The 18,677-nt window shown below is 67.4% G+C and carries 18 protein-coding genes; 15 read left to right on the top strand and 3 right to left on the bottom strand.

Annotated features, from left to right (window positions below; genetic code table 11):
• Window positions 1-45: 45 nt before the first annotated feature.
• The 7 genes from ACI7YT_RS10815 (at window position 46) to ACI7YT_RS10785 (ending at window position 5,324) form a co-directional block, all read left to right on the top strand.
• On the top strand, window positions 46-270 hold the full coding sequence (locus ACI7YT_RS10815) for a hypothetical protein (RefSeq protein WP_376180527.1): 225 nt from the start codon (window positions 46-48) through the stop codon (window positions 268-270).
• A gap of 7 nt (window positions 271-277) precedes the next feature.
• The gene (gene nadD, locus ACI7YT_RS10810; RefSeq protein WP_406245536.1) at window positions 278-880 is read left to right on the top strand and encodes a nicotinate-nucleotide adenylyltransferase; all 603 of its coding nucleotides are present in this window, start codon (window positions 278-280) and stop codon (window positions 878-880) included.
• Window positions 877-2,052 carry a hypothetical protein gene (locus ACI7YT_RS10805; protein WP_406245535.1) on the top strand — a complete coding sequence of 392 codons (1,176 nt, stop codon included), beginning with the start codon at window positions 877-879 and terminating at the stop codon, window positions 2,050-2,052. Before nadD ends, ACI7YT_RS10805 begins: the two co-directional genes overlap by 4 nt.
• Window positions 2,052-2,429, top strand: coding sequence for a ribosome silencing factor (gene rsfS / locus ACI7YT_RS10800; protein WP_406245534.1), 378 nt, complete (start codon window positions 2,052-2,054; stop codon window positions 2,427-2,429). Before ACI7YT_RS10805 ends, rsfS begins: the two co-directional genes overlap by 1 nt.
• A 1-nt stretch (window position 2,430) precedes the next feature.
• Window positions 2,431-3,120, top strand: coding sequence for an SDR family oxidoreductase (locus ACI7YT_RS10795; RefSeq protein WP_406245533.1), 690 nt, complete (start codon window positions 2,431-2,433; stop codon window positions 3,118-3,120).
• Between the two features lie 73 nt (window positions 3,121-3,193).
• Window positions 3,194-4,294 (top strand): FUSC family protein, encoded by a 1,101-nt coding sequence (locus ACI7YT_RS10790; protein WP_406245532.1) that lies wholly within the window; start codon window positions 3,194-3,196, stop codon window positions 4,292-4,294.
• The gene (locus tag ACI7YT_RS10785; RefSeq protein WP_406245531.1) at window positions 4,281-5,324 is read left to right on the top strand and encodes a YihY/virulence factor BrkB family protein; all 1,044 of its coding nucleotides are present in this window, start codon (window positions 4,281-4,283) and stop codon (window positions 5,322-5,324) included. The genes ACI7YT_RS10790 and ACI7YT_RS10785 overlap by 14 nt, the downstream gene beginning before the upstream one ends.
• Here ACI7YT_RS10785 and ACI7YT_RS10780 read toward each other — a convergent pair.
• Together ACI7YT_RS10780 and ACI7YT_RS10775 are read right to left on the bottom strand one after the other, a co-directional pair.
• On the bottom strand, window positions 5,306-5,989 hold the full coding sequence (locus ACI7YT_RS10780; protein ID WP_406245530.1) for a response regulator: 684 nt from the start codon (window positions 5,987-5,989) through the stop codon (window positions 5,306-5,308). The genes ACI7YT_RS10785 and ACI7YT_RS10780 overlap by 19 nt on opposite strands.
• Window positions 5,986-7,587 carry an ATP-binding protein gene (locus ACI7YT_RS10775; RefSeq protein ID WP_406245529.1) on the bottom strand — a complete coding sequence of 534 codons (1,602 nt, stop codon included), beginning with the start codon at window positions 7,585-7,587 and terminating at the stop codon, window positions 5,986-5,988. The genes ACI7YT_RS10780 and ACI7YT_RS10775 overlap by 4 nt, the downstream gene beginning before the upstream one ends.
• Before the next feature lie 150 nt (window positions 7,588-7,737).
• Between ACI7YT_RS10775 and ACI7YT_RS10770 the strand changes: the two genes are divergently transcribed.
• Genes ACI7YT_RS10770 through ACI7YT_RS10760 form a run of 3 tightly spaced genes read left to right on the top strand, consistent with a single transcriptional unit; the run spans window position 7,738 to window position 10,887 of the window.
• The gene (locus ACI7YT_RS10770; protein WP_406245528.1) at window positions 7,738-8,775 is read left to right on the top strand and encodes a Bug family tripartite tricarboxylate transporter substrate binding protein; all 1,038 of its coding nucleotides are present in this window, start codon (window positions 7,738-7,740) and stop codon (window positions 8,773-8,775) included.
• Complete coding sequence (locus ACI7YT_RS10765; protein WP_406245527.1) at window positions 8,772-9,317, top strand: tripartite tricarboxylate transporter TctB family protein; 546 nt, start codon at window positions 8,772-8,774, stop codon at window positions 9,315-9,317. Before ACI7YT_RS10770 ends, ACI7YT_RS10765 begins: the two co-directional genes overlap by 4 nt.
• The gene (locus ACI7YT_RS10760; RefSeq protein WP_406245526.1) at window positions 9,310-10,887 is read left to right on the top strand and encodes a tripartite tricarboxylate transporter permease; all 1,578 of its coding nucleotides are present in this window, start codon (window positions 9,310-9,312) and stop codon (window positions 10,885-10,887) included. The genes ACI7YT_RS10765 and ACI7YT_RS10760 overlap by 8 nt, the downstream gene beginning before the upstream one ends.
• 50 nt (window positions 10,888-10,937) lie before the next feature.
• Here the strand turns inward: ACI7YT_RS10760 and ACI7YT_RS10755 are convergent, their stop codons facing one another.
• Complete coding sequence (locus ACI7YT_RS10755; RefSeq protein WP_406245525.1) at window positions 10,938-12,701, bottom strand: dipeptide ABC transporter ATP-binding protein; 1,764 nt, start codon at window positions 12,699-12,701, stop codon at window positions 10,938-10,940.
• 56 nt (window positions 12,702-12,757) lie between these two features.
• Here ACI7YT_RS10755 and ACI7YT_RS10750 point away from each other — a divergent pair, with 56 nt between their 5' ends.
• Genes ACI7YT_RS10750 through ACI7YT_RS10730 form a run of 5 tightly spaced genes read left to right on the top strand, consistent with a single transcriptional unit; the run spans window position 12,758 to window position 18,662 of the window.
• Entirely contained in the window at window positions 12,758-13,969 is a 1,212-nt protein-coding gene (locus ACI7YT_RS10750) for a dipeptidase (protein ID WP_406245524.1), read from the top strand.
• On the top strand, window positions 13,966-15,585 hold the full coding sequence (locus tag ACI7YT_RS10745; protein ID WP_406245523.1) for an ABC transporter substrate-binding protein: 1,620 nt from the start codon (window positions 13,966-13,968) through the stop codon (window positions 15,583-15,585). Before ACI7YT_RS10750 ends, ACI7YT_RS10745 begins: the two co-directional genes overlap by 4 nt.
• Window positions 15,586-15,616: 31 nt before the next feature.
• Complete coding sequence (locus ACI7YT_RS10740) at window positions 15,617-16,579, top strand: ABC transporter permease (RefSeq protein WP_406245522.1); 963 nt, start codon at window positions 15,617-15,619, stop codon at window positions 16,577-16,579.
• Entirely contained in the window at window positions 16,576-17,475 is a 900-nt protein-coding gene (locus ACI7YT_RS10735; RefSeq protein ID WP_406245521.1) for an ABC transporter permease, read from the top strand. Before ACI7YT_RS10740 ends, ACI7YT_RS10735 begins: the two co-directional genes overlap by 4 nt.
• Window positions 17,367-18,662, top strand: a complete 1,296-nt coding sequence (locus tag ACI7YT_RS10730) for a M24 family metallopeptidase (protein ID WP_406245520.1) — start codon at window positions 17,367-17,369, stop codon at window positions 18,660-18,662. The genes ACI7YT_RS10735 and ACI7YT_RS10730 overlap by 109 nt, the downstream gene beginning before the upstream one ends.
• The last annotated feature ends 15 nt before the right edge of the window (window positions 18,663-18,677 follow it).

The raw sequence follows: 18,677 nt of genomic DNA, 5'->3' as shown, positions 1-18,677 counted from the left end.
GATGGGGGAGCGCGTTCGCGCCCCCGGTCACGAAACGGAGCAAGGATGAATCTCGTCGCACAGTTCGCGATGGCAGCCGCCGAGACCGAGCACCACGGAAACGTGGCGCTCGAGACGCTGATCTTCGGTGTCATCGCCGCGATCGTCTTCGCGCTGCTCGGGCTGGTGACCTTCTCGTATCGCCACGTCGCCAACCGCCACTCGGCCAAGGCCGAGGCCTGGGCGGCCCAGCACGGCAAGGACGGCCACGGGGCAGGGCACGGCCACTGAGCCGCGGATGGAGCACACGAACTCGCGGGCGCCGCGTATCGGGGTGATGGGCGGAACGTTCGATCCGATCCATCACGGTCACCTCGTTGCGGCCAGCGAGGTCGCGCACGAGTTCGATCTCGACGAGGTCGTCTTCGTGCCGACGGGCCGACCGTGGCAGAAGCGGACGGTGACCCCCAGCGAGCACCGCTATCTGATGACGGTGATCGCCACGGCATCCAATCCCCGATTCACCGTCAGTCGCGTCGATATCGACCGTGAAGGCGACACCTACACCATCGACACGTTGCGCGATCTGAAGACGCAGCGGCCGAATGCGCAACTGTTCTTCATCAGCGGCGCGGATGCCGTAGCGCAGATTCTCAGCTGGAGGGACCATGATGAGTTGTGGGATCTGGCCCACTTCGTCGCGGTCTCACGTCCAGGACACGTTCTGAGCACCGATGGCCTCCCGAGCGACGATGTCAGCCAGTTGGAGGTTCCGGCACTGTCGATCTCCTCAACGGATTGCCGCCAGCGCGTCCACGAGGGTGAACCGGTGTGGTATCTCGTCCCCGACGGAGTCGTTCAGTACATCGCGAAGCATCACCTGTATCGGAGCAAGGCATGAGCACATCGGACAGCGAAGGGAAGGAACCGCTGACGCGCAAGCAGCTGCGGGAGATCCGCCTGACTGGCGCGACACCGGTGATCACAGCGGAAGAGGCGGCGGCGGCCTCCGCACCCGCCCCGACGCCTCAGCCTCCGCTGCCGCGCGCCGCCGAGCCGGCCGAGGTGCCGCCGGCTCCGGTCGCCGATGAAGCGGTCGACCTCGGTGCGCTGCCGCTGACACGACGTCAGGCGCGTGACCAGGAACGGATCCGCACGGCTTCGGTACCGGTGATCGGCGCAGAAGAAGCGGCGGCGGCGCAGACGGCTGCGGAATCGGATGCCGCAGAAGAAGCCGAAGCGCGCCGGACCGAGTCCGAGGACGCCTCGGACGAGCACGCGATCGTCTCCGCTGTTCCCGTGTTCGCCCCTGTTTCGGCATCCGCGCCGGCGCAGGAGACCGACTCCGACGACGAGGACGCGGCCGACGTCGAGGTCGAGCAGTCCAGTGAGTCCGCGGTCGACGCCGACGCGGTTGAGGCTTCGGCCGACGCCGACGCCGACGACGTCAAGGGTGAGACCCCTGACGAGGACGCGAGCGCGGACACGGAAGCGGAACTCGTGGACCTCGGCGTCGATGCCGACGCGACCGAGCACGTCGACGACGATGCGGACGACGAGCAGGACGAGCGTCCGACCGTCAACCCGACCTTCGGGCAGAGCGTCCTCTCCGAGGAGAAGACGACGACGCCGTTCACGCCGTCGTTCGACGAGCTCATCGCGGTCAGCGACTCCACAGGTTCGCAGCACGCCGCGCCCAGCGCCCTCATCTTCAACCCGCCGCCGGGGGAGGGGTCGCTCTCCGGACCGGTCGCCTCGACCGGCGAAGTCCTGATCACCGGATCCTACGACCTCCCGGAGGGCCTCGGCTCTCGGGGACACGCGAAGGGGACGACCGACGGCAAGGACGTCGACGCCGTCCTCATCGACGGTGAGTTGCCGCCGGCATCCTCACCGACGCCGATCGCGGCGAGCTCCGCGGTCAGCACCATCAAGCCCGCCGGCGAGGTCATCCGCCCACCAGCTCCCGAGAAGGGCAACAAGCTGATGCTGATCCTCGCGATCACCGCCGGCGGTCTCGCTCTCGCGCTGGCGGCCGCGCTGATCATCGCCTTCACCACGAATGTGCTGTGATGCAATCACCTGAAACCGCGGAGCAGATGCTCCAGATCGCCGCCAACGCGGCGGCTTCCAAGGGCGGCGAGGATCTCCTCGCGCTCAACGTCTCCGAGCCGCTGCCGCTCGTGGACATCTTCCTTCTCGTCACGGGAAACAGCGAACGCAACGTCGCCGCGATCGCCGACGAGATCGAGGACAAGCTCATCGAGGCCGGGCACAAGCGCGTCCGCCGCGAGGGCCGTGCCGAGTCCCGCTGGGTCCTGATGGACTTCGGCGACCTGATCGTGCACGTGTTCCACGCCGAGGAGCGCGTGTACTACGGTCTCGAGCGTCTCTGGAAGGACTGCCCCGTCGTTCCGATCGAGCTGGCAGAGCCCGCCGACCGCGCCTGACATGGCCGTCCACCTCATCACGGGCGCCGGCTCCGGAATCGGAGCGGTGCTCGCGCGTCGGCTGCTGGAGCGCGGCGACGACGTCATCCTGCTCGCCCGCGATGTCGGACGGGCCCGCGAGATCGCCGCTGCGCTGCCTGGTGCATCGACGCTCGTCGGCGACCTGTCCCAGCCTGGGCGGTTGTCGTGGGCGTTGTCCAAGCAGCGGCTTCCCGACCGGATCGACGCTCTCGTGCATGTCGCGGGTGTCGTCGATCTCGGTCCGGTCGCCGACCTGCCGGCGACGCTGTGGGAGCAGCAGCTCGCCGTCAACCTCGTGGCTCCGGCCGAACTGACCCGGCTGATGCTGCCAGTGCTGCGGGTGTCCCGCGGCCAGGTCGTGTTCGTCAACTCCGGCGCCGGTCTGCACGCGCATGCCGGCTGGTCGGCGTATGCGGCATCCAAGCACGGGCTGAAGGCATTGGCGGACGCGCTGCGCGCGGAAGAGGCCGAGCACGGCATCCGCGTGACATCGGTGTACCCCGGCCGCACGGCGACGCCCATGCAGGCACGCGTGCACCAGCAGGAGGGGACGGACTACGCACCAGAGCGGTTCATCGATCCTGAATCCGTCGCGACGACGATCCTCACCGCGCTCGATCTGCCGCGGGACGCCGACATCACAGACGTGACGGTCCGCCCGGGCGTCTGATCGGCCCGACGGCATCTGCGGTGCCTCTCGGCACCTGTCAACCCTCCTGTGTGCGTCCATGATGCCGGGCAGGATGACGGCTGTGCCGTCCTCCCTGATGCCTTCGATCCGTGCAGCCGTGGCGCCGCCCCGGCTGCTGTTCGCCGCGAAGACCGCCCTGGCCGTCGGTATGGCGTGGATCATCGCGCACCTTCTCCCGGGCTTCGTCGACGACCACCCGTACTACGCACCGCTCGGCGCGCTGATCAGCATGCATCCGACGCTGATGGATTCGGTGAAGTCGAGCGTGCAGACCGTGGCCGGCCTGGCCGCCGGCATCGTTCTGGCGCTCCTGGTCGTCTTCACGTTCGGCCCGACCGTATGGACGCTGGCGCTCGTGGCGGGCATCGGCGTGCTGCTGTCCGGGACCGGATGGTTCGGCGCCGGGAGGGAGTACATCGCCGTCGCCGCCGTCTTCGTGCTCATCATCGGAGGACACGACGCCGACGCGTATTCCCTGAGCTATCTGGCGCAGATGGCCGTCGGACTCGTGGTCGGGCTCGCTGTCAACCTTCTGCTCGCCCCCGGGCCGTTCTCGGCCACGGCGGAGGCACGCGTGAAGGAGTATCAGCGGGAACTCGCCGATCACCTCGCGGGCATCGGCGACGCTCTCGCAGCATCCTGGCCTCCGGAGCGCACCGAGTGGACCAGGGGCGCGGACGCCCTCGAGACCACCGCGCGCGACGTCAGGGCGGCCCTCGCAGAAGCGGACCGGAGCCGCAGAGGCAACCCCCGAGCGGTGGGCGGACGCCACGGCACCGAGGCCGCGCACGAGCGACTGGAGACCCTCGAGTCGATCGCGGTGCGGGTACGGGACGTCTCCGATGCGCTGGAGGACGTCGTGCACGAACGGCCGGCGGCCTTCCCTCTCGATCGAGAGCTGATACCGGCGATCGCGCGCGCGTGCCAGGCGACGGCGGGTGCGATCGCGGTCAACGGGGTGGACGACCCGCACGCGCATCGGGCGCGGGAGGCGGCGGCGCAGGCGGTGCGGCTGCTGGTGGACGCTCTCGAGGCAGGGCAGGAGTCGGCACGCAGCATCCTCGGCCCCGGTGTCCTGGTGGCGACGCATCTCAGGCGGGTCGTCGTGCTCCTGCATGCGCGGTCGGGAAGGAGCGATGATGTCCCCCGATGATGGTCATGAGCGATCGGCATCCCCGCGGCCGTGGCATCTCGGCCGGGACGCGTGGGCCCTCGCGTTCCGGCGAGCGGTGCGCAAGTTCGGCACCGACTGGTGTCCGGATGCCGCGGCGGGGTTGACGTTCTACGCGGTACTCGCGATGGCACCAGCGTCGATCGCCCTGATCTCGCTGATCGGGATCCTCAGCCGCGACGGCTCGCGGTTGGAGAATGCGACACGGATGGCGGATGCCGTGCTCCCAGAGGGCACCGGCGCCGCGCTGCGAGGTCAACTGACGGAGCTCGCGGAGGGTGCGGCGACGGGATGGGTGCTGGTGGCGTCCATCGTGGTCACGATCTGGTCGGCGGGCCGGTACATCACATCGTTCAGCCGCACGGCGAACCGCATATACGGCGTCGAGGAGGGGCGGCCGTTCTGGAAGTCGAAGCCCATGCACCTGCTGCTCACCGTCGTGCTGATCGTGCTGGTCGCGATCGCCGTGCTCGTCGCGGTCACGGGCGAGCGCGTGTCGCGCGGCATCGGTCAGCTGTGGGGCGTGGGAGAAGTCTGGTTGTTCGTCTGGTCCGTCGTGCGCTGGCCGGCTCTGGTGATCGTCATGATCCTCCTCATCGCGATCCTGTACTGCTTCGCCCCCAACGTCGCGCCGCGGAGCTTCCGTTGGATGAGCCTCGGGGCGACGGGCGCGCTGGTCGTCTTCGGCATCGTCTCGGCGGGGTTCGGCTTCTATGTCACGGTGATCGCGGACTACGAGCGCCTCTACGGCCCGTTCGCGAGCACACTCGTCTTCCTGCTGTGGCTCTGGATCGCGAACATGGCGCTGCTTCTCGGCATCGAGATCGACGTGGAACTGGAGCGCGTGCGTCAGCTGCGCGCGGGGATTGCGGCCGAGCGGCAGGTGCAGGTGGAACTGCGCGACACCACGGCGATCGCCGCTGCGGTGCGTCGAGATCGTGAAGAGGAGCGGAAGGCAGCGCACGTCCGTCGCGCGGGACGCGACCAGCACCCTCACGCGAGCGAGCGATAACGCAGTTCGGGGCGGCCGACGCTGCCGTAGGTCGGCGCGCTGTCCGCGAGGCCCGAATCGACGAGTCGTTCGAGGTAACGTCGCGCGCTGACCCTCGACATGCCGAGGGCATCGGCGATCTCGGTCGCCGACATCGGGGCCTCCTGCGCCTCCAGCGCCGCGGCGACGCGCTGCAGCGTGGCGGGGGAGACTCCCTTGCGCTGGGCGGCGATCGCAAGGGCATCGTGACGCATGAGCGCATCGACGGTGACCTGGTCGAGTTCGGCCGTGCCGGTGAGCTCGGCATCCCGAGCGATCACGCGCCAGATGTCGTCCAGGCGCTCGTGCAGCGTCTGCATCGGAAACGGCTTCACCACGTAGTGGTGCACGCCGTGCGCTCTGGCGCGCCGGACCGTCTCCAGGTCGCGGGCGGCCGTGACCGCGATCACCTCGACGTGCGCGCCGGCCGCGCGGGCACGGCGGAGCACTTCGATGCCGGACATGTCGGGCAGGTAGACATCCAGCAGCATCACCTGCGGTTCCAATTCATGCACGGCGCGCAGGGCGTCGGCGCCGGTCGGTGCGACCCCGACGACCTCGAAGCGCGGATGCCGTTCGACGAACCCGCGCGTCACGTGCGCGACGGCGAAATCGTCCTCGACGATCAGGGTCCGCAGCCGCGTCATCGGGGCGTCCCCGCGTGCTGCACTGCCGGGAGTCGCACGGTGAAGCGCGCACCACCTGCGGGCGACGGGCCGAGCTCGATGGATCCGCCGCGCCGCTCGACGATGCGGGCGACGATGGTCAGACCGTATCCGCGTTGACGGTCGTCGGGTTTCGTGGAGAAGCCGAGCCGGAACACGTCACCGCGTCGGTCGAGAGGAACGCCGGGGCCGTCGTCCTCGACGACGACGTGGACATCGTGGACGTCGTCCTGAGCGAGTGCGATGCTGACATGGCCGCCCTGCCCCGCAGCATCCAGAGCATTGTCCAGAAGGTTCCCGACCACCGTGCTGAGGTCGTCGCCGCCGCTGTCCGCCGGCAGCCGCGAGTCGTCCGTGACGGTCAGCACCACGCCGAGCTCGCGGGCGCGGGCGCGCTTGGCGAGCAGGATCGCGGCGAGCTCGATGTCCTGCACGCCGGCGGGGGCGTCCAGGCGATTGAGCGCCCCGCCGTCGCCGGCTCGCTCCACGACCCTGCGCGCCGCGTCGACCTCGCCGAGCTCGATGAGTCCGCCGATCGTGTGCAGGGTGTTGGAGAATTCGTGCTGCTGGGCGCGCAGGCCCTCCGCCAGGCTCTGCGCGCCGGCCAGCTCGCGGAGGGCGTGGTCGAGCTCGGTCCGGTCCATCAGCGTGACCACCGTTCCCACGCGACGGCCCTTGACCCGCACGGATGCCGCGCGTGCCAGCAGCACGCGCTCACCGGAGAGCACCAGACGCTGAGCGGGGTCGTCATCGGCATCCGCTTCGGCGATCACGAGCGTCAGGTCGTCCAGGAGATCGGATGCCGCGCGACCCGTCGCCTCGGCCGGCGACGCCAGGCCGAGCAGACGTGCCGCGGAGTCGTTGCACAGCGAGACCCGGCCGTCCTCGTCCAGCGCGAGCATGCCCTCCCGGATGCCGTGCAGCGTGGCCTCCCGCGTTTCGAGGAGTCCGCGGATCTCCTCCGGCTCGAGACCGAAGATACGGCGACGCACGATGCGGGCGACTCCGGTCGCGGCGACGACGCCGACCACCGTTGCGCCGCCGAGCGCGAGAAGGAACCCGGTGATGTCGCCCATGAAGTCGGCGCGCAGGTCGGATTCCAGGATTCCGACCGAGACCTGCCCCATGACGGTGCCGTCCTCGTCGAACACGGGGACCTTCACGCGCCAGGATTCGCCGAGCGTGCCGGTCTGGGTGCCGGTGTACATCTCACCGGAGAGCGGGATGCTCGGGTCCGTCGAGACCTGCTCACCTATGCGGTCCGGATTCGGGTGCGAGAAGCGGATGCCGTCGTCATCCGTCACGACCACGTACGCCACGTTCGACGAGTCCCTGATCAGCTCGGCGATCGGCTGGATGACGGCTGCGGGGTCCGCGTCGTCGTACGCCTCGACGACGGTCGGGAGCTGCGCGACCGATTGCGCCACGGCGATCATCCGCTCCTGCGATGCCTCACGGATCTGCTTCTCTTGCATGAGCATCGCCGCGAGCCCGACCGTCAGGACGATCGCGAGCACGATGACCACCTGCAGCAGCACGAGCTGCGTGCGGAGCGTCATCGCCTTCACCACAGTCCCCATGCTAGGCGTGCGCGCGCCGTCCGTCCGCACGACCAAAAAGACCACAACCTCTCGTTACGAACACAACCCGTGCACGGCATCCGTGCGGATCTAGGTTGGCCGGATACGCACCCGGCGCTGTCGCCGGGCTGAGGACTCGAGGAGGAGTTCATGACACAGCACACCCGCACCCGCATCCGCACCCGACTCGTGTGGGGAGCCGCCGTCGGTGCGGCGGCTCTCACGCTCGCCGCGTGCTCCGGCGAGACTCCGTCCGGCGGTGGCGACGGAGCAGGCGGCGGCGAGGTCACGATCGACAGCGTCGCCGTGATCGCTCCGGCCGACCCAGGCGGCGGCTGGGACCAGACCGCGCGCGCGTTCGCGCAGTCGCTGACCGCCGACAAGCTCGTCTCATCCGCGCCCGTCAGCAACATCGGCGGTGCAGGCGGCACGGTGGGACTCGCGTCGCTCGCGACCGAGACGGATCCGAACACGCTGATGGTCACCGGCAGCGTCATGGTCGGAGCCGTCGAGACCAACGCCTCCGACGTGCGCATCGAGGACACCACGCCGATCGCGAAGCTCACCGAGGAGCCGCTGGTCGTCGTGGTGCCCAAGGACAGCCCGTACGAGACGATCGAGGACTTCGTCGATGCCTGGGTCGACGAAGGGGCTGACATGGCCGTCACCGGCGGCTCGGCCGGCGGAATCGACCACATCCTGGCCGGCCAGCTGCTCACGGAAGCCGGAGTCGATGCCGCAGACGTGCCGACCACCCTGAACTACATCGCGAACTCGGGTGGCGGTGAGGCGCTCACCCTGCTGCTGGGCGGCCAGGTGCAGGCCGGGATCTCCGGCGTCGGCGAGTTCGCGCAGCAGGTCGAGGCCGGCGAGCTCAAGGCGCTCGCGGTGTCGTCCGACGAGCCGGCGGCGCTCCTGCCGGATGTGCCGACGCTCACCGACGAGGGGATCGACATCGTCGTCACGAACTGGCGCGGACTGATCGCACCGGGAGACATCTCCGATGAGGAGAAGGCGGCGCTGGAGGAGTTGGTCACGGCGACGCACGACGGGGATGCCTGGGCCGAGGTGCTGGAGACGAACGGCTGGACGGACGCCTTCCTGGTGGGTGAGGAGTTCTCGTCCTTCCTCGAGGAGGACATCACCACCACCCAGGAGACGCTCAAGACCATCGGGCTGATCGAATGACCGAGCCCCTCACGACGGGGGCGCTGGCATCGGTCGGCGCCCCCGGTTCCCGTAGAGTCGGTGAACTGGTCTTCCTCGGGGTGATCGCGGTGTTCTCCGCGGTGGCACTGGTGATGACCGGGTTCATCCGCGAGCCGATGGGGTCGTCGAACATCCTGGGTGCGCGCGTGGTTCCGTACGCGGTGACCGGGCTGATGCTGCTCGCATCGCTCGGCGCGATCATCGCGGTGCTGCGTGGCGACGTCGGTCAGCCCGACGAAGCGGAGGACATCGACACCGAAGCCCGCACGTCGTGGAAGACGGTGCTCATGCTCGTCGTGTCGTTCGCCTCGCTGATGCTCGTGATCCCGCTGCTGGGCTGGCCCGCTGCGGTGGTCGTGCTGTTCACCGGCGCCGCCCTCGCACTCGGTGCCGCTCGCTGGTGGATGGCCCTGATCATCGGCGCAGCCCTCGGCATCCTGACGCAGCTGCTGTTCGGAACGCTCCTCGGACTGTCGTTGCCGCCGTTCGGCACTGTCCTCCCAGGGGTGCTCGGTGGATAGCTGGCAGCTGCTCATGGAGGGCTTCGCGACCGCGCTGCAGCCCCAATACCTGCTGTTCGCGTTCATCGGCGTGCTGCTGGGAACCGCGATCGGGGTACTCCCCGGTATCGGCCCGGCGATGACGGTGGCGCTGCTGCTGCCGCTGACCTACACGTTGGACGTCACGAGCGCGATCATCATGTTCGCCGGCATCTACTACGGCGGCATGTACGGCGGATCGACGACCTCGATCCTGCTGAACACACCGGGGGAGTCGGCCTCCATCGTCACCGCGATGGAGGGCAACAAGATGGCCAGGATGGGGCGGGCGACCGCTGCGCTGGCCACCGCGGCGATCGGATCGTTCGTGGCGGGCACGATCGCCACGGCGCTGCTCACGCTGTTCGCGCCGTTCATCGCCGACTTCGCGGTCACGCTGGGCCCGGCGGACTACTTCGCGCTCATGATCGTGGCGTTCCTCACCGTGGGTGCGCTGCTCGGATCCAGCCCCGTCCGCGGCATCGTGTCGCTGTCGATCGGACTGTTCCTCGGGCTCGTCGGCACCGACACGCTGACCGGCCAGGCGCGGTTCACCTTCGGCATCCCGAACCTCGGCGACGGCATCGATGTCGTCATCATCGCGGTCGGGTTGTTCGCGGTCGGTGAGGCGCTCTACGTCGGGTCGCGGCTGCGTCACGGAACCCTGCCGATCATCCCCGTCTCGGGGAGCTGGCGGACCTGGATGTCGAAGTCCGATTGGAAGCGGTCGTGGAAGCCGTGGCTGCGCGGCACCGCGATCGGATTCCCGATCGGCTCGATCCCCGCAGGCGGTGCGGACGTCGCCACCTTCCTGTCGTACGCGACCGAGAAGCGGCTCGCGAAGAATCCGTACCGCCAGCAGTTCGGCAAGGGCGCGATCGAGGGCGTGGCCGGTCCTGAGGCGGCGAACAACGCTGCGGCAGCCGGCGTGCTGGTGCCCCTGCTGACGCTGGGACTTCCGACGACGGCGACCGCGGCGATCATCATCTCGGCATTCCAGACCTACGGCATCCGCCCTGGGCCGTTGCTGTTCGAAAGCCAGCCGGCGCTCGTGTGGGCGCTGATCGCGAGCTTGTACATCGGCAACGTCGTGCTGATCATCCTGAACCTGCCGCTGGTGGGGATGTGGGCGAAGCTGCTGCGGATCCCGCGGCCGTACCTGTACGCCGGCATCCTGGTGTTCGCGGGGCTCGGAGCGTACGCCGCCAACTTCACGGTCTTCGACATCGGCGTGCTGCTGCTGCTCGGCGTGATCGGGTTCTTCATGCGTCGGCACGGATACCCGGTGTCGCCGATGGTTGTCGGCGCCATCCTCGGCCCGATGGCGGAGGAGCAGCTGCGCAAGGCGATGGCCATCAGCCAGGGCGACCCGCTCTACCTCGTGCAGAGCCCCGGATCGATCGTCATCTACTCGGTCATGATCGTGCTGATCGCGCTGGGCCTGTGGCTCAAGCGTCGTCAAGCGCGCTTCGAGGCGGCGCTTCCGGACATCGATACGGCGACGATCAGAACCGTGGATGCCGAGATCGCGGAGCAGCTGAGGGAGAGATGAGCGACGGTCTTGTGCGCACGCGTCACCGCTGACGATGCGCACAAGGCTGGTCAGGCCGTGAGCCGGGTTCGCCGCTCGAGCATTCCTCGCTCGGCACGCGTCTGAGGGGGGATCGCCGAGAGCAGCGAGCGCGTGTAGACGTGGACCGGATGCCGGTAGACCTGCTCCGTCGGTCCGATCTCGACCATCTCCCCGAGGTACATCACGGCGACGCGATCGGCGATATGCCGCACGAGCGACAGATCGTGCGCGATGAAGACGATGGACATCCCGAGCCGCTCGCGCAGGTCGCAGAGCAGATCGATGATCTGGGCGCGGATGGACACGTCGAGTGCCGACACGGGCTCGTCGCACACGAGAACGTCGGGGTCGAGCGCGAGCGCCCTGGCGATCCCGATGCGCTGTCGCTGCCCGCCCGAGAACTGATGGGGAAATCGCGATGCCATGTCGGGCTCCAGCCCGACGAGGTCCAGCAGTTCGGCGACCCGCGCCCGTCGTGAGGCCGGTGTACCGGTTCGCGTGGCGTCCAGCGGCTCGGCGACGAGCTGCTGGACCGTCATCCGCGGATTGAGCGACATGTACGGATCCTGGAAGACCATCTGGACACCGCGTCGCAGGACACGGCGATCGCTCAGCCGACCACGTGTGACATCCTGATCGCGATACTCCAGCGTGCCCTCGTCCGGCGTGTCCAGGCCGACGAGCATGCGAGCCAGCGTGGACTTGCCGCTGCCCGATTCTCCGACGATGGCGAGGATCTCGCCGCGGCGGAGGCTGAGGTCGACACCCGCGACCGCCGTGACCGAATGTCCGTGCGCGCCGCGGAAGGTGCGACGCAGGCCGGTCGCGCGCAGGATGGCGCGCTCCGGATCCTCGAGCTCCTGGGCGGCGGATACCGGCTGGGGCATCGAGCCGAGGAGCTGGCGCGTGTAGGCATGCTGAGGGTTCGTGAGGACTTCGTCTGCGGACCCGGACTCCGCGATCCGTCCCGAGCGCATGACGGCGACGCGGTCCGCTACCTCCATCACGACGCCAAGGTCGTGAGTGATGAGCAGAAGACCCATGCCGAGCCGTGTGCGAAGGGAAAGCAGCAAGTCGAGGATCTGAGCCTGGACCGTGACGTCGAGTGCCGTGGTCGGCTCGTCGGCGATGATCAGGTCGGGCTCGAGTGCGATCGCCATGGCGATCAGGATGCGCTGTCGCTGACCACCGGAGAACTGATGCGGATAGTGATCCACGCGCGTCGCCGGGTCGGGGATTCCGACCAGTCCGAGCAGCTCGACGGCCCTTGTCGTCGCCTCGCGTCGGGTCACGTCGCGATGGGCGCGGATGAGATCGCAGATCTGATCCCCGATGCTCAAGACGGGATTCAGTGCGGAGAGCGCATCCTGCATGACGAGGCTCACCTGCACCCCCCGCAGCCGGCGATGCTGTTCGGGGGACAGCGTGAGCAGGTCCTCGTCGTTGAGCCGGAGGACGTCCGCTTCGACGTGCCCCTGATCGATCAGCCCCATCACGGCACGGGCCGTCATGGACTTTCCCGAGCCGGATTCGCCGAGAAGCGCGAACACCTCCCCCCGGTGCACGGTGATGTCGATCCCATCGACGACGCGATGGGGCGTGTTCGTGCCCGTCAGAGTCACGGCCAGCGACCGCACTTCGAGGACCGGGGCCTGCGCTGCGTGCGAGGTGTTCTCCATGAGTGCCATCATGCCACCAGTGTTGGACCGAAATGTTTCGAACAGGAAACATCTGGGCCGAAATTCGGCAGAGTAGTTGACATACGCGCCGAAATCTACGAGATTCAGTGTCACCCTCTTCGCACTGATGCAATGAGGGCGCCCGTGTCACCGAACCGAAGGAGCGCTCCGTGCTCGAACCAGCCGACCGCTACAGCGGCTATACCGCCTACGACTATCTCGAGGCGGGCAAGGACTATCGCGAGTTCCGCTACGCCAAGCAGATCGGCCGTGTGCCGGCGTACGAGGGCCTCGATCTCAGCAATGTGCAGAAGGAGAGGGTGGAGCGCCTGCTGCGCGAGGAGACCGTGATCTCCCTGCACGAACACGTGCAGGTCTTCCCCGACGACATGGGGGAGCTGCGCGATCACATCCGCCAGGGGCGCGAACCCACCGGTTACGAGGGGCTGTCGCGGTCCGGTCTGACGGCGGTTTTCGACAACGGCATGGATGGCACGTGCTGCATCTCGAGCGACGCGGGGTGGAAATACCAGGACGTCCTCTTCGACCTCGGCGTGCGCATGGCCGATCTCGCGCATCAGGATTTCGTCATCAAGGCCGAGTCGATCGCCGACATCCGCTACGCGGCCGAGACCGGACGCGTAGCGCACATCTTCGCTCTGGAGGCGGCGACGATGATCGAGAACGAAGTCGACCGCCTCGATGTGCTGTACGGGTTCGGAGTCCGCCAGATGGGCATCGCCTACTCGGAAGCCAACACGCTCGGGGGAGGTCTGAAGGAGCGCGGTGACGGCGGCCTCACCTATTTCGGTGAACGTGCCGTGGAACGGATGAACAAGCTCGGTATCGCGATCGACATCTCGCACTCCGGGGATCGCACCTGCTTGGACGTCATCGCCCACTCCAAGGCGCCCGTCTTCATCACTCATGCCGGCGCGCGGGGCCTGTGGCCGACGAACCGGATGAAGACCGACGAGACCATCATCGAATGCGCGCGGCGGGGCGGCGTCATCGGGATCGAGGCAGCGCCGCACACGACGATCTCGCCCCAGCATCCGAAGCACTCGCTGGACTCGGTCATGGATCACTTCCAGTACTGCGTGGACCTGGTCGGTCTCGAGCACGTGAGCTTCGGACCGGACACGCTCTTCGGCGACCACGTCGGCCTGCACGATGCGTTCTCGTCGAATCTCTCCCTCGGTCAAGCGCATGCCAACGTCGAGTACGAGAAGCAGCCGTACGTCGACGGCATCGAGAACCCTGCCGAGGCGTTCTACAACATCATCGGCTGGCTTGTGGAGCACGACTACTCCGACGACGAGATCCGCGCAGTCGTCGGCGGGAACACCATGCGCGTCCTCGAGGAGGTCTGGGTCTCATGAAGCATGACAGGTACTTCGCGCTCGGCGCGGCCGCGGCTCTCGCCGTCGGTCTCGTCGCCTGTGCGCCTACAGCGCCCGAACCGGGCGAATCCGGCGGCACTGCAGGACCGAGCGAGGAGACGCTCAGCATCGGAACGACGACGGACGTCGTGAATTTCAATCCCGTCCTCGGCAACAGCCGCACGGATTCGTGGATCACGAACCTCATGTATCCGCATCTGCTGAGCATCGGCGATGACGGCACCAAGGAAGCGCACGTCGCGACGGAGTGGGGGTACGTCGACGACACGACCGGGTATTACGAGATCCGCGACGATCTCACGTGGAGCGACGGCGAACCGCTCACCGCCGAGGACGTCGCCTGGACCCTCAACGCGGTCAAACGCGATCAGGCGCCGGGTACGTTCTACGGACAGCTGGGGAATCTCGACTCGGCAGCAGCCGTCTCGGAGACCCGCGTGGAGCTCACGCTGACGCAGCCGGACTCCTCGATCGTGGAGGAGATCGGCTTCTGGGGCGTCGTCGTCCCGCAGCACGTCTTCGAGCCCCAGGGATCGATCGCCGAGTTCGCGAACGATGGCACGGACGGCGGATGGGTGGGCATGGGACCGTTCATCCTCAGCGATTTCCAGGTGGGCCAGCATTACACGCTCGAGCGCGTCGAGGACTACCCCCTGATCGACGGCGGTATCCCGGGACCGGCGGAGGTCGTCTATCGCGTCTATCCCGATGTCAACACCGAGATCCTCGCGCTGCAGAGCGGCGAGATCGATGTCATCGCGAACGCACTGCCACCCGCTCAGGTGGAGCAGCTGAGCAGCGCCGAGGGGCTCCAGGTCATCGAAGCGCCGGGGCTGGGGTACGCGCACCTCGTCTACAACATGACGAAGGAAGGTCTGGATGACGTGCTCGTGCGCCGCGCCCTGGCGCACGCCGTGGACTACGAGGCGATCCGCACGGTGGTGCTTCAAGGACAGGCTGTCTCGACCGGATCGAGTGCCCTGATGCCGGTGCTCGCCAAGTACTACGACGATTCGGTGCGGGAATACGAGTTCGACCCGGAGCTGTCCCGTTCGCTGATGGAGGAGGCAGGATACGCGGCCGACGCGAATGGCGCCTTCCCCGTGTCGTTCCGCCTGATCTACTCGTTGCAGGACAGCGTGACCAGCCAGTGGGCGCAGATGGTGCAGGACAGCGCAGCGGAGGCCGGCATCACGATCGAACTGCAGGGAACCGAGCGCAACACCTATCTCTCGATGACCAACGAGGGCGACTACGACATCTACGCCGGCAACTTCGCGATCATGGATGACCCGGTCACGAACTTCGCGCTGTCGTATCTGCCCGACGGCGCGATCAACTACACGTACGTCGACGATCCGCAGCTGAACGCGCTGATCGAGGAGGGCATGGTGACGTTCGATGAGGACGAGAAGATCTCGATCATGCGCGAGGCGAACAAGATCGTGCACGAACAGGTCTACGACAACATCATGTACACGCAGAATCTGTTCTTCGCGGCAAGCGATGAATGGGCCGGCTTCATCTCGAAGCCGAGCGAGTTGCTCTCGATCGTGAACCCGCTTTCGCTCGCGAGCGCGCATCCTGCCGAATAATCCGCACAACTCCTCGAGGAAGGTCGCCCGGGTGTCCCGAGCATCGTTCATTCTCCGTCGCGTCGGACGGGGGCTACTCACGATCTGGTTCGCCGTGACCGTGACGTTCCTGCTCCTGCGTCTGCTGCCCGGTGACCCGGCGCTGGCGCTGGCGAGTCCGAACATGACGGACGACATCCGGACGACCATCCTCGAGCAGTACGGCCTGGATCAGCCCTTGCTGGTCCAGTACGGCCTGTACATGTGGCAGCTCCTCCAGGGGAACATGGGGATCTCGTTCACCCAGTCGATCCCTGTGACCGACGTGCTCGTGCAGCGACTGCCGTGGACGCTCCTCCTGACGATCACCGCTCTCGTGCTCACGATCGTCATCGGCATCCCCCTCGGGGTCGCCGCAGCATCTCAGAAGGGCCGCTTCATCGATCGGGGCGTGCAAGTACTGGGCGTGACGGGGCAGTCGCTCTTCGTGCCCAGCGTCGCGATCCTCCTGCTCTTCGTGTTCGGGTTGAACCTCGGCTGGTTTCCCATCGGCGGCGCCTATACGAATGGCACCTATGGAATGGACTGGTACCTGAGCGTCGCGAGACATCTTGTGCTTCCCGCCGTCTCACTGATGCTCATCCAGGTGGGCTCCTACGTACTGACCATGCGATCGACGCTGATCGAGACGCTGGGGGAGGACTACATCCTGCTCGCGAAGGCCAATGGTCTGCGCGGAAGCCGGGTGCTGTGGAAGCATGCGCTGCGCAACGCTCTGCTGCCGACGACGACTCTGATCGGGCTGCAACTGGGGTTCCTCGTCGGCGGCGCCGTGCTGACCGAGACGGTTTTCGCCTACCCGGGAATCGGACGCGGCATCTACGAGGCGGTGACCCAGCTCGACTTCCCGGTGCTCCAGGGCGCCTTCCTGATGCTCGCGGTCACGGTCGTCGTCGCGAACACCGTCACCGACATCGTGTACGGATACCTCGACCCGAGAGTGAAGACGTCATGACTGCTCCCATGCCATCGTCCGAGACCACCGTCATCCTGGAACCCGTCGCTGTCGGCGACGAGCGCGCCGGGGCGCACACCTGGCGCGCCTTCCGTCGCGACCCACTGGGGATGATCTCGCTCGCCCTGCTGATCCTTCTGGTGGTCATCGCCATCGCCGCCCCGCTCATCGCGCCGTACCCCGCGAGCTACGGGCCCGACGTTCTGCGCCCGCCGAGTGGCGAGCACTGGTTCGGCACGGATGCGCTCGGCCGCGACGTCTTCTCCGAAGTCATATGGGGAACGCAGCAGAGTGTGCTCGTCGCGGTCGCCGCCTCCGTGATCGCCATCGTCTTCGGTACCATCATCGCCGTGCTCGGCGCCTACTTCCGGCGCCTGGACTGGGTGATCAGTGTGATCGTCGATATGACGCTCTCACTGCCCGTACTTCCGCTCATGATCCTGATCGCGGCCCTGGTCGGGCCGAGCACGTCGACGATCATCCTCGTCGTGGCGGCGTTCTCCTGGCCGGAAGTGACTCGACTCGTCAGGTCCCAAGCGCTGACCGTCGTGGGCCTGCCGTACGTCGATGCCTCCCGACTGATGACCACCTCGCCCTGGTGGATCATCACGCGGCATCTCCTGCCCGCCGTGACCCCGGTGATCGTCGTCTCGGTCGTCGTCACGGCATCCCGTGCCGTCCTCTCGGCGGCGGGCCTGGCGTTCCTCGGCCTGGGGGATCCCACGACGTGGTCGTGGGGGCGCATCCTCTACGAGGCCCAGCAGGCGGGCGCCATGGTGAGTGCCTGGTGGCTGACCCTTTTCCCCTCGATCGCCATCCTCGTACTCGTGCTGTCGGCGACGCTTCTGTCCATCGCGTACAACGACGCGCGAAACCCGCGGCACCTGGCCCGCTGAAAGGAAAGGCTGCGATGTTCGATCAGCGTCTGGACCCGTCTTTCTACGATCGCGTGCAGGAGCGCGTCGTCGAGCGGATCGCAGCGGCGGGCTTCGATGCCTTCCTCACCGATCACCCGGAGGACATCGCGTACCTGACCGGGTTCTTCCACCATCCGTCCGAGCGACCGGTGGCGATCTGGCTGGGAGCCGACGGACGGATCACGATGCTCCTGCCGGAGCTCGAAAGAGAGTACGCGCAGTCCCAGTCGGCGCGCGCGGAGCTGCTGGCCTTCGCCGAGTACCCGGGCGTGGTGCCGCCATTCGTCACGCTGGCTGCAGGGGTTCGACGCGCCGGACGCGTCGGCTTTGCGACGACGATGCCGTACCAGCGACTGGCTGCGGCGAGGGCCGCGATGCCCGAGACCGATTTCGTACCGTCCGAGGTGATAACGCAAGCCCGGTATGTGAAGTTTCCGGAGGAGATGGTCCTGCACAGGGAGGCCGCCCGGATCACCGATCGGATGCTCGATTCCGGAGTGCAGCTGGTGGCAGAGGCCGTCGCCGCGGGAGGCGACCTGCCGACGGAAGCGGAACTCGAGCGTCACGTCACGGTCACGGGTACGCGCCTGATGTACACCCATCACCGCAATATCGTCATCTCCTCACTCCTGGCCGGGGGACTCGTGTACTCCGGACCGAACTCCGCTTTTCCGCACGGGTTGCCGTCGGTGAACCGCCTCCGTCCGGGAGACACTTTCATGCTGTCCCTCGGGTGCGCGGTCGGCGGACGCTTCGTCGAGGGCGAACGAACGTTCGTGCTCGGGGAGCCCTCGGCTCAGCAACGCCGATTCCACGACACGATCCGGCACGCGCAGCAGGTGGGGCGCGAGACGATCCGGGCTGGACGGGAGTGCCGGGAGGCCAACCGCCTCTGCCTCGATGTCATCCGGGAAGCAGGCCTCGAAGAACTCATACGTCACCGTCAGGGTCATGGCATCGGCCTGGGGATGCACGAGCCGCCGTGGCTCGAGGACGGTGATCCGACGCTGCTCGAGGCAGGCATGGTCGTCTCGAACGAGCCGGGCATCTACGTCCCCGGCCACGCCGGCTATCGCATCAGCGACAGCATGCTCGTGACGGAAACGGGCGCGGAGTCGCTCACCACCTACCCGCGCAGCCTCGATGACTGCACGATCGCACTTTGAGCACCTTCAGAAAGG

It is taken from the genome of Microbacterium sp. M (assembly GCF_045181065.1).
Classification (GTDB): domain Bacteria; phylum Actinomycetota; class Actinomycetes; order Actinomycetales; family Microbacteriaceae; genus Microbacterium.
Note: the sequence above shows the minus strand (reverse complement) of the source record. Positions and strands in the feature narration are given on the sequence as shown.

Excerpts from the sequence above, each read along its gene's own strand:
- ACI7YT_RS10790 (WP_406245532.1), top strand. The coding sequence starts at position 3,194 with ATGACGGCTGTGCCGTCCTCCCTGATGCCTTCGATCCGTGCAGCCGTG.
- ACI7YT_RS10795 (WP_406245533.1), top strand. The coding sequence starts at position 2,431 with ATGGCCGTCCACCTCATCACGGGCGCCGGCTCCGGAATCGGAGCGGTG.
- rsfS (WP_406245534.1), top strand. The coding sequence starts at position 2,052 with ATGCAATCACCTGAAACCGCGGAGCAGATGCTCCAGATCGCCGCCAAC.
- ACI7YT_RS10770 (WP_406245528.1), top strand. The coding sequence starts at position 7,738 with ATGACACAGCACACCCGCACCCGCATCCGCACCCGACTCGTGTGGGGA.
- ACI7YT_RS10780 (WP_406245530.1), bottom strand. The coding sequence starts at position 5,989 with ATGACGCGGCTGCGGACCCTGATCGTCGAGGACGATTTCGCCGTCGCG.
- ACI7YT_RS10745 (WP_406245523.1), top strand. The coding sequence starts at position 13,966 with ATGAAGCATGACAGGTACTTCGCGCTCGGCGCGGCCGCGGCTCTCGCC.
- ACI7YT_RS10805 (WP_406245535.1), top strand. The coding sequence starts at position 877 with ATGAGCACATCGGACAGCGAAGGGAAGGAACCGCTGACGCGCAAGCAG.
- ACI7YT_RS10765 (WP_406245527.1), top strand. The coding sequence starts at position 8,772 with ATGACCGAGCCCCTCACGACGGGGGCGCTGGCATCGGTCGGCGCCCCC.
- nadD (WP_406245536.1), top strand. The coding sequence starts at position 278 with ATGGAGCACACGAACTCGCGGGCGCCGCGTATCGGGGTGATGGGCGGA.
- ACI7YT_RS10785 (WP_406245531.1), top strand. The coding sequence starts at position 4,281 with ATGTCCCCCGATGATGGTCATGAGCGATCGGCATCCCCGCGGCCGTGG.
- ACI7YT_RS10775 (WP_406245529.1), bottom strand. The coding sequence starts at position 7,587 with ATGGGGACTGTGGTGAAGGCGATGACGCTCCGCACGCAGCTCGTGCTG.
- ACI7YT_RS10815 (WP_376180527.1), top strand. The coding sequence starts at position 46 with ATGAATCTCGTCGCACAGTTCGCGATGGCAGCCGCCGAGACCGAGCAC.
- ACI7YT_RS10735 (WP_406245521.1), top strand. The coding sequence starts at position 16,576 with ATGACTGCTCCCATGCCATCGTCCGAGACCACCGTCATCCTGGAACCC.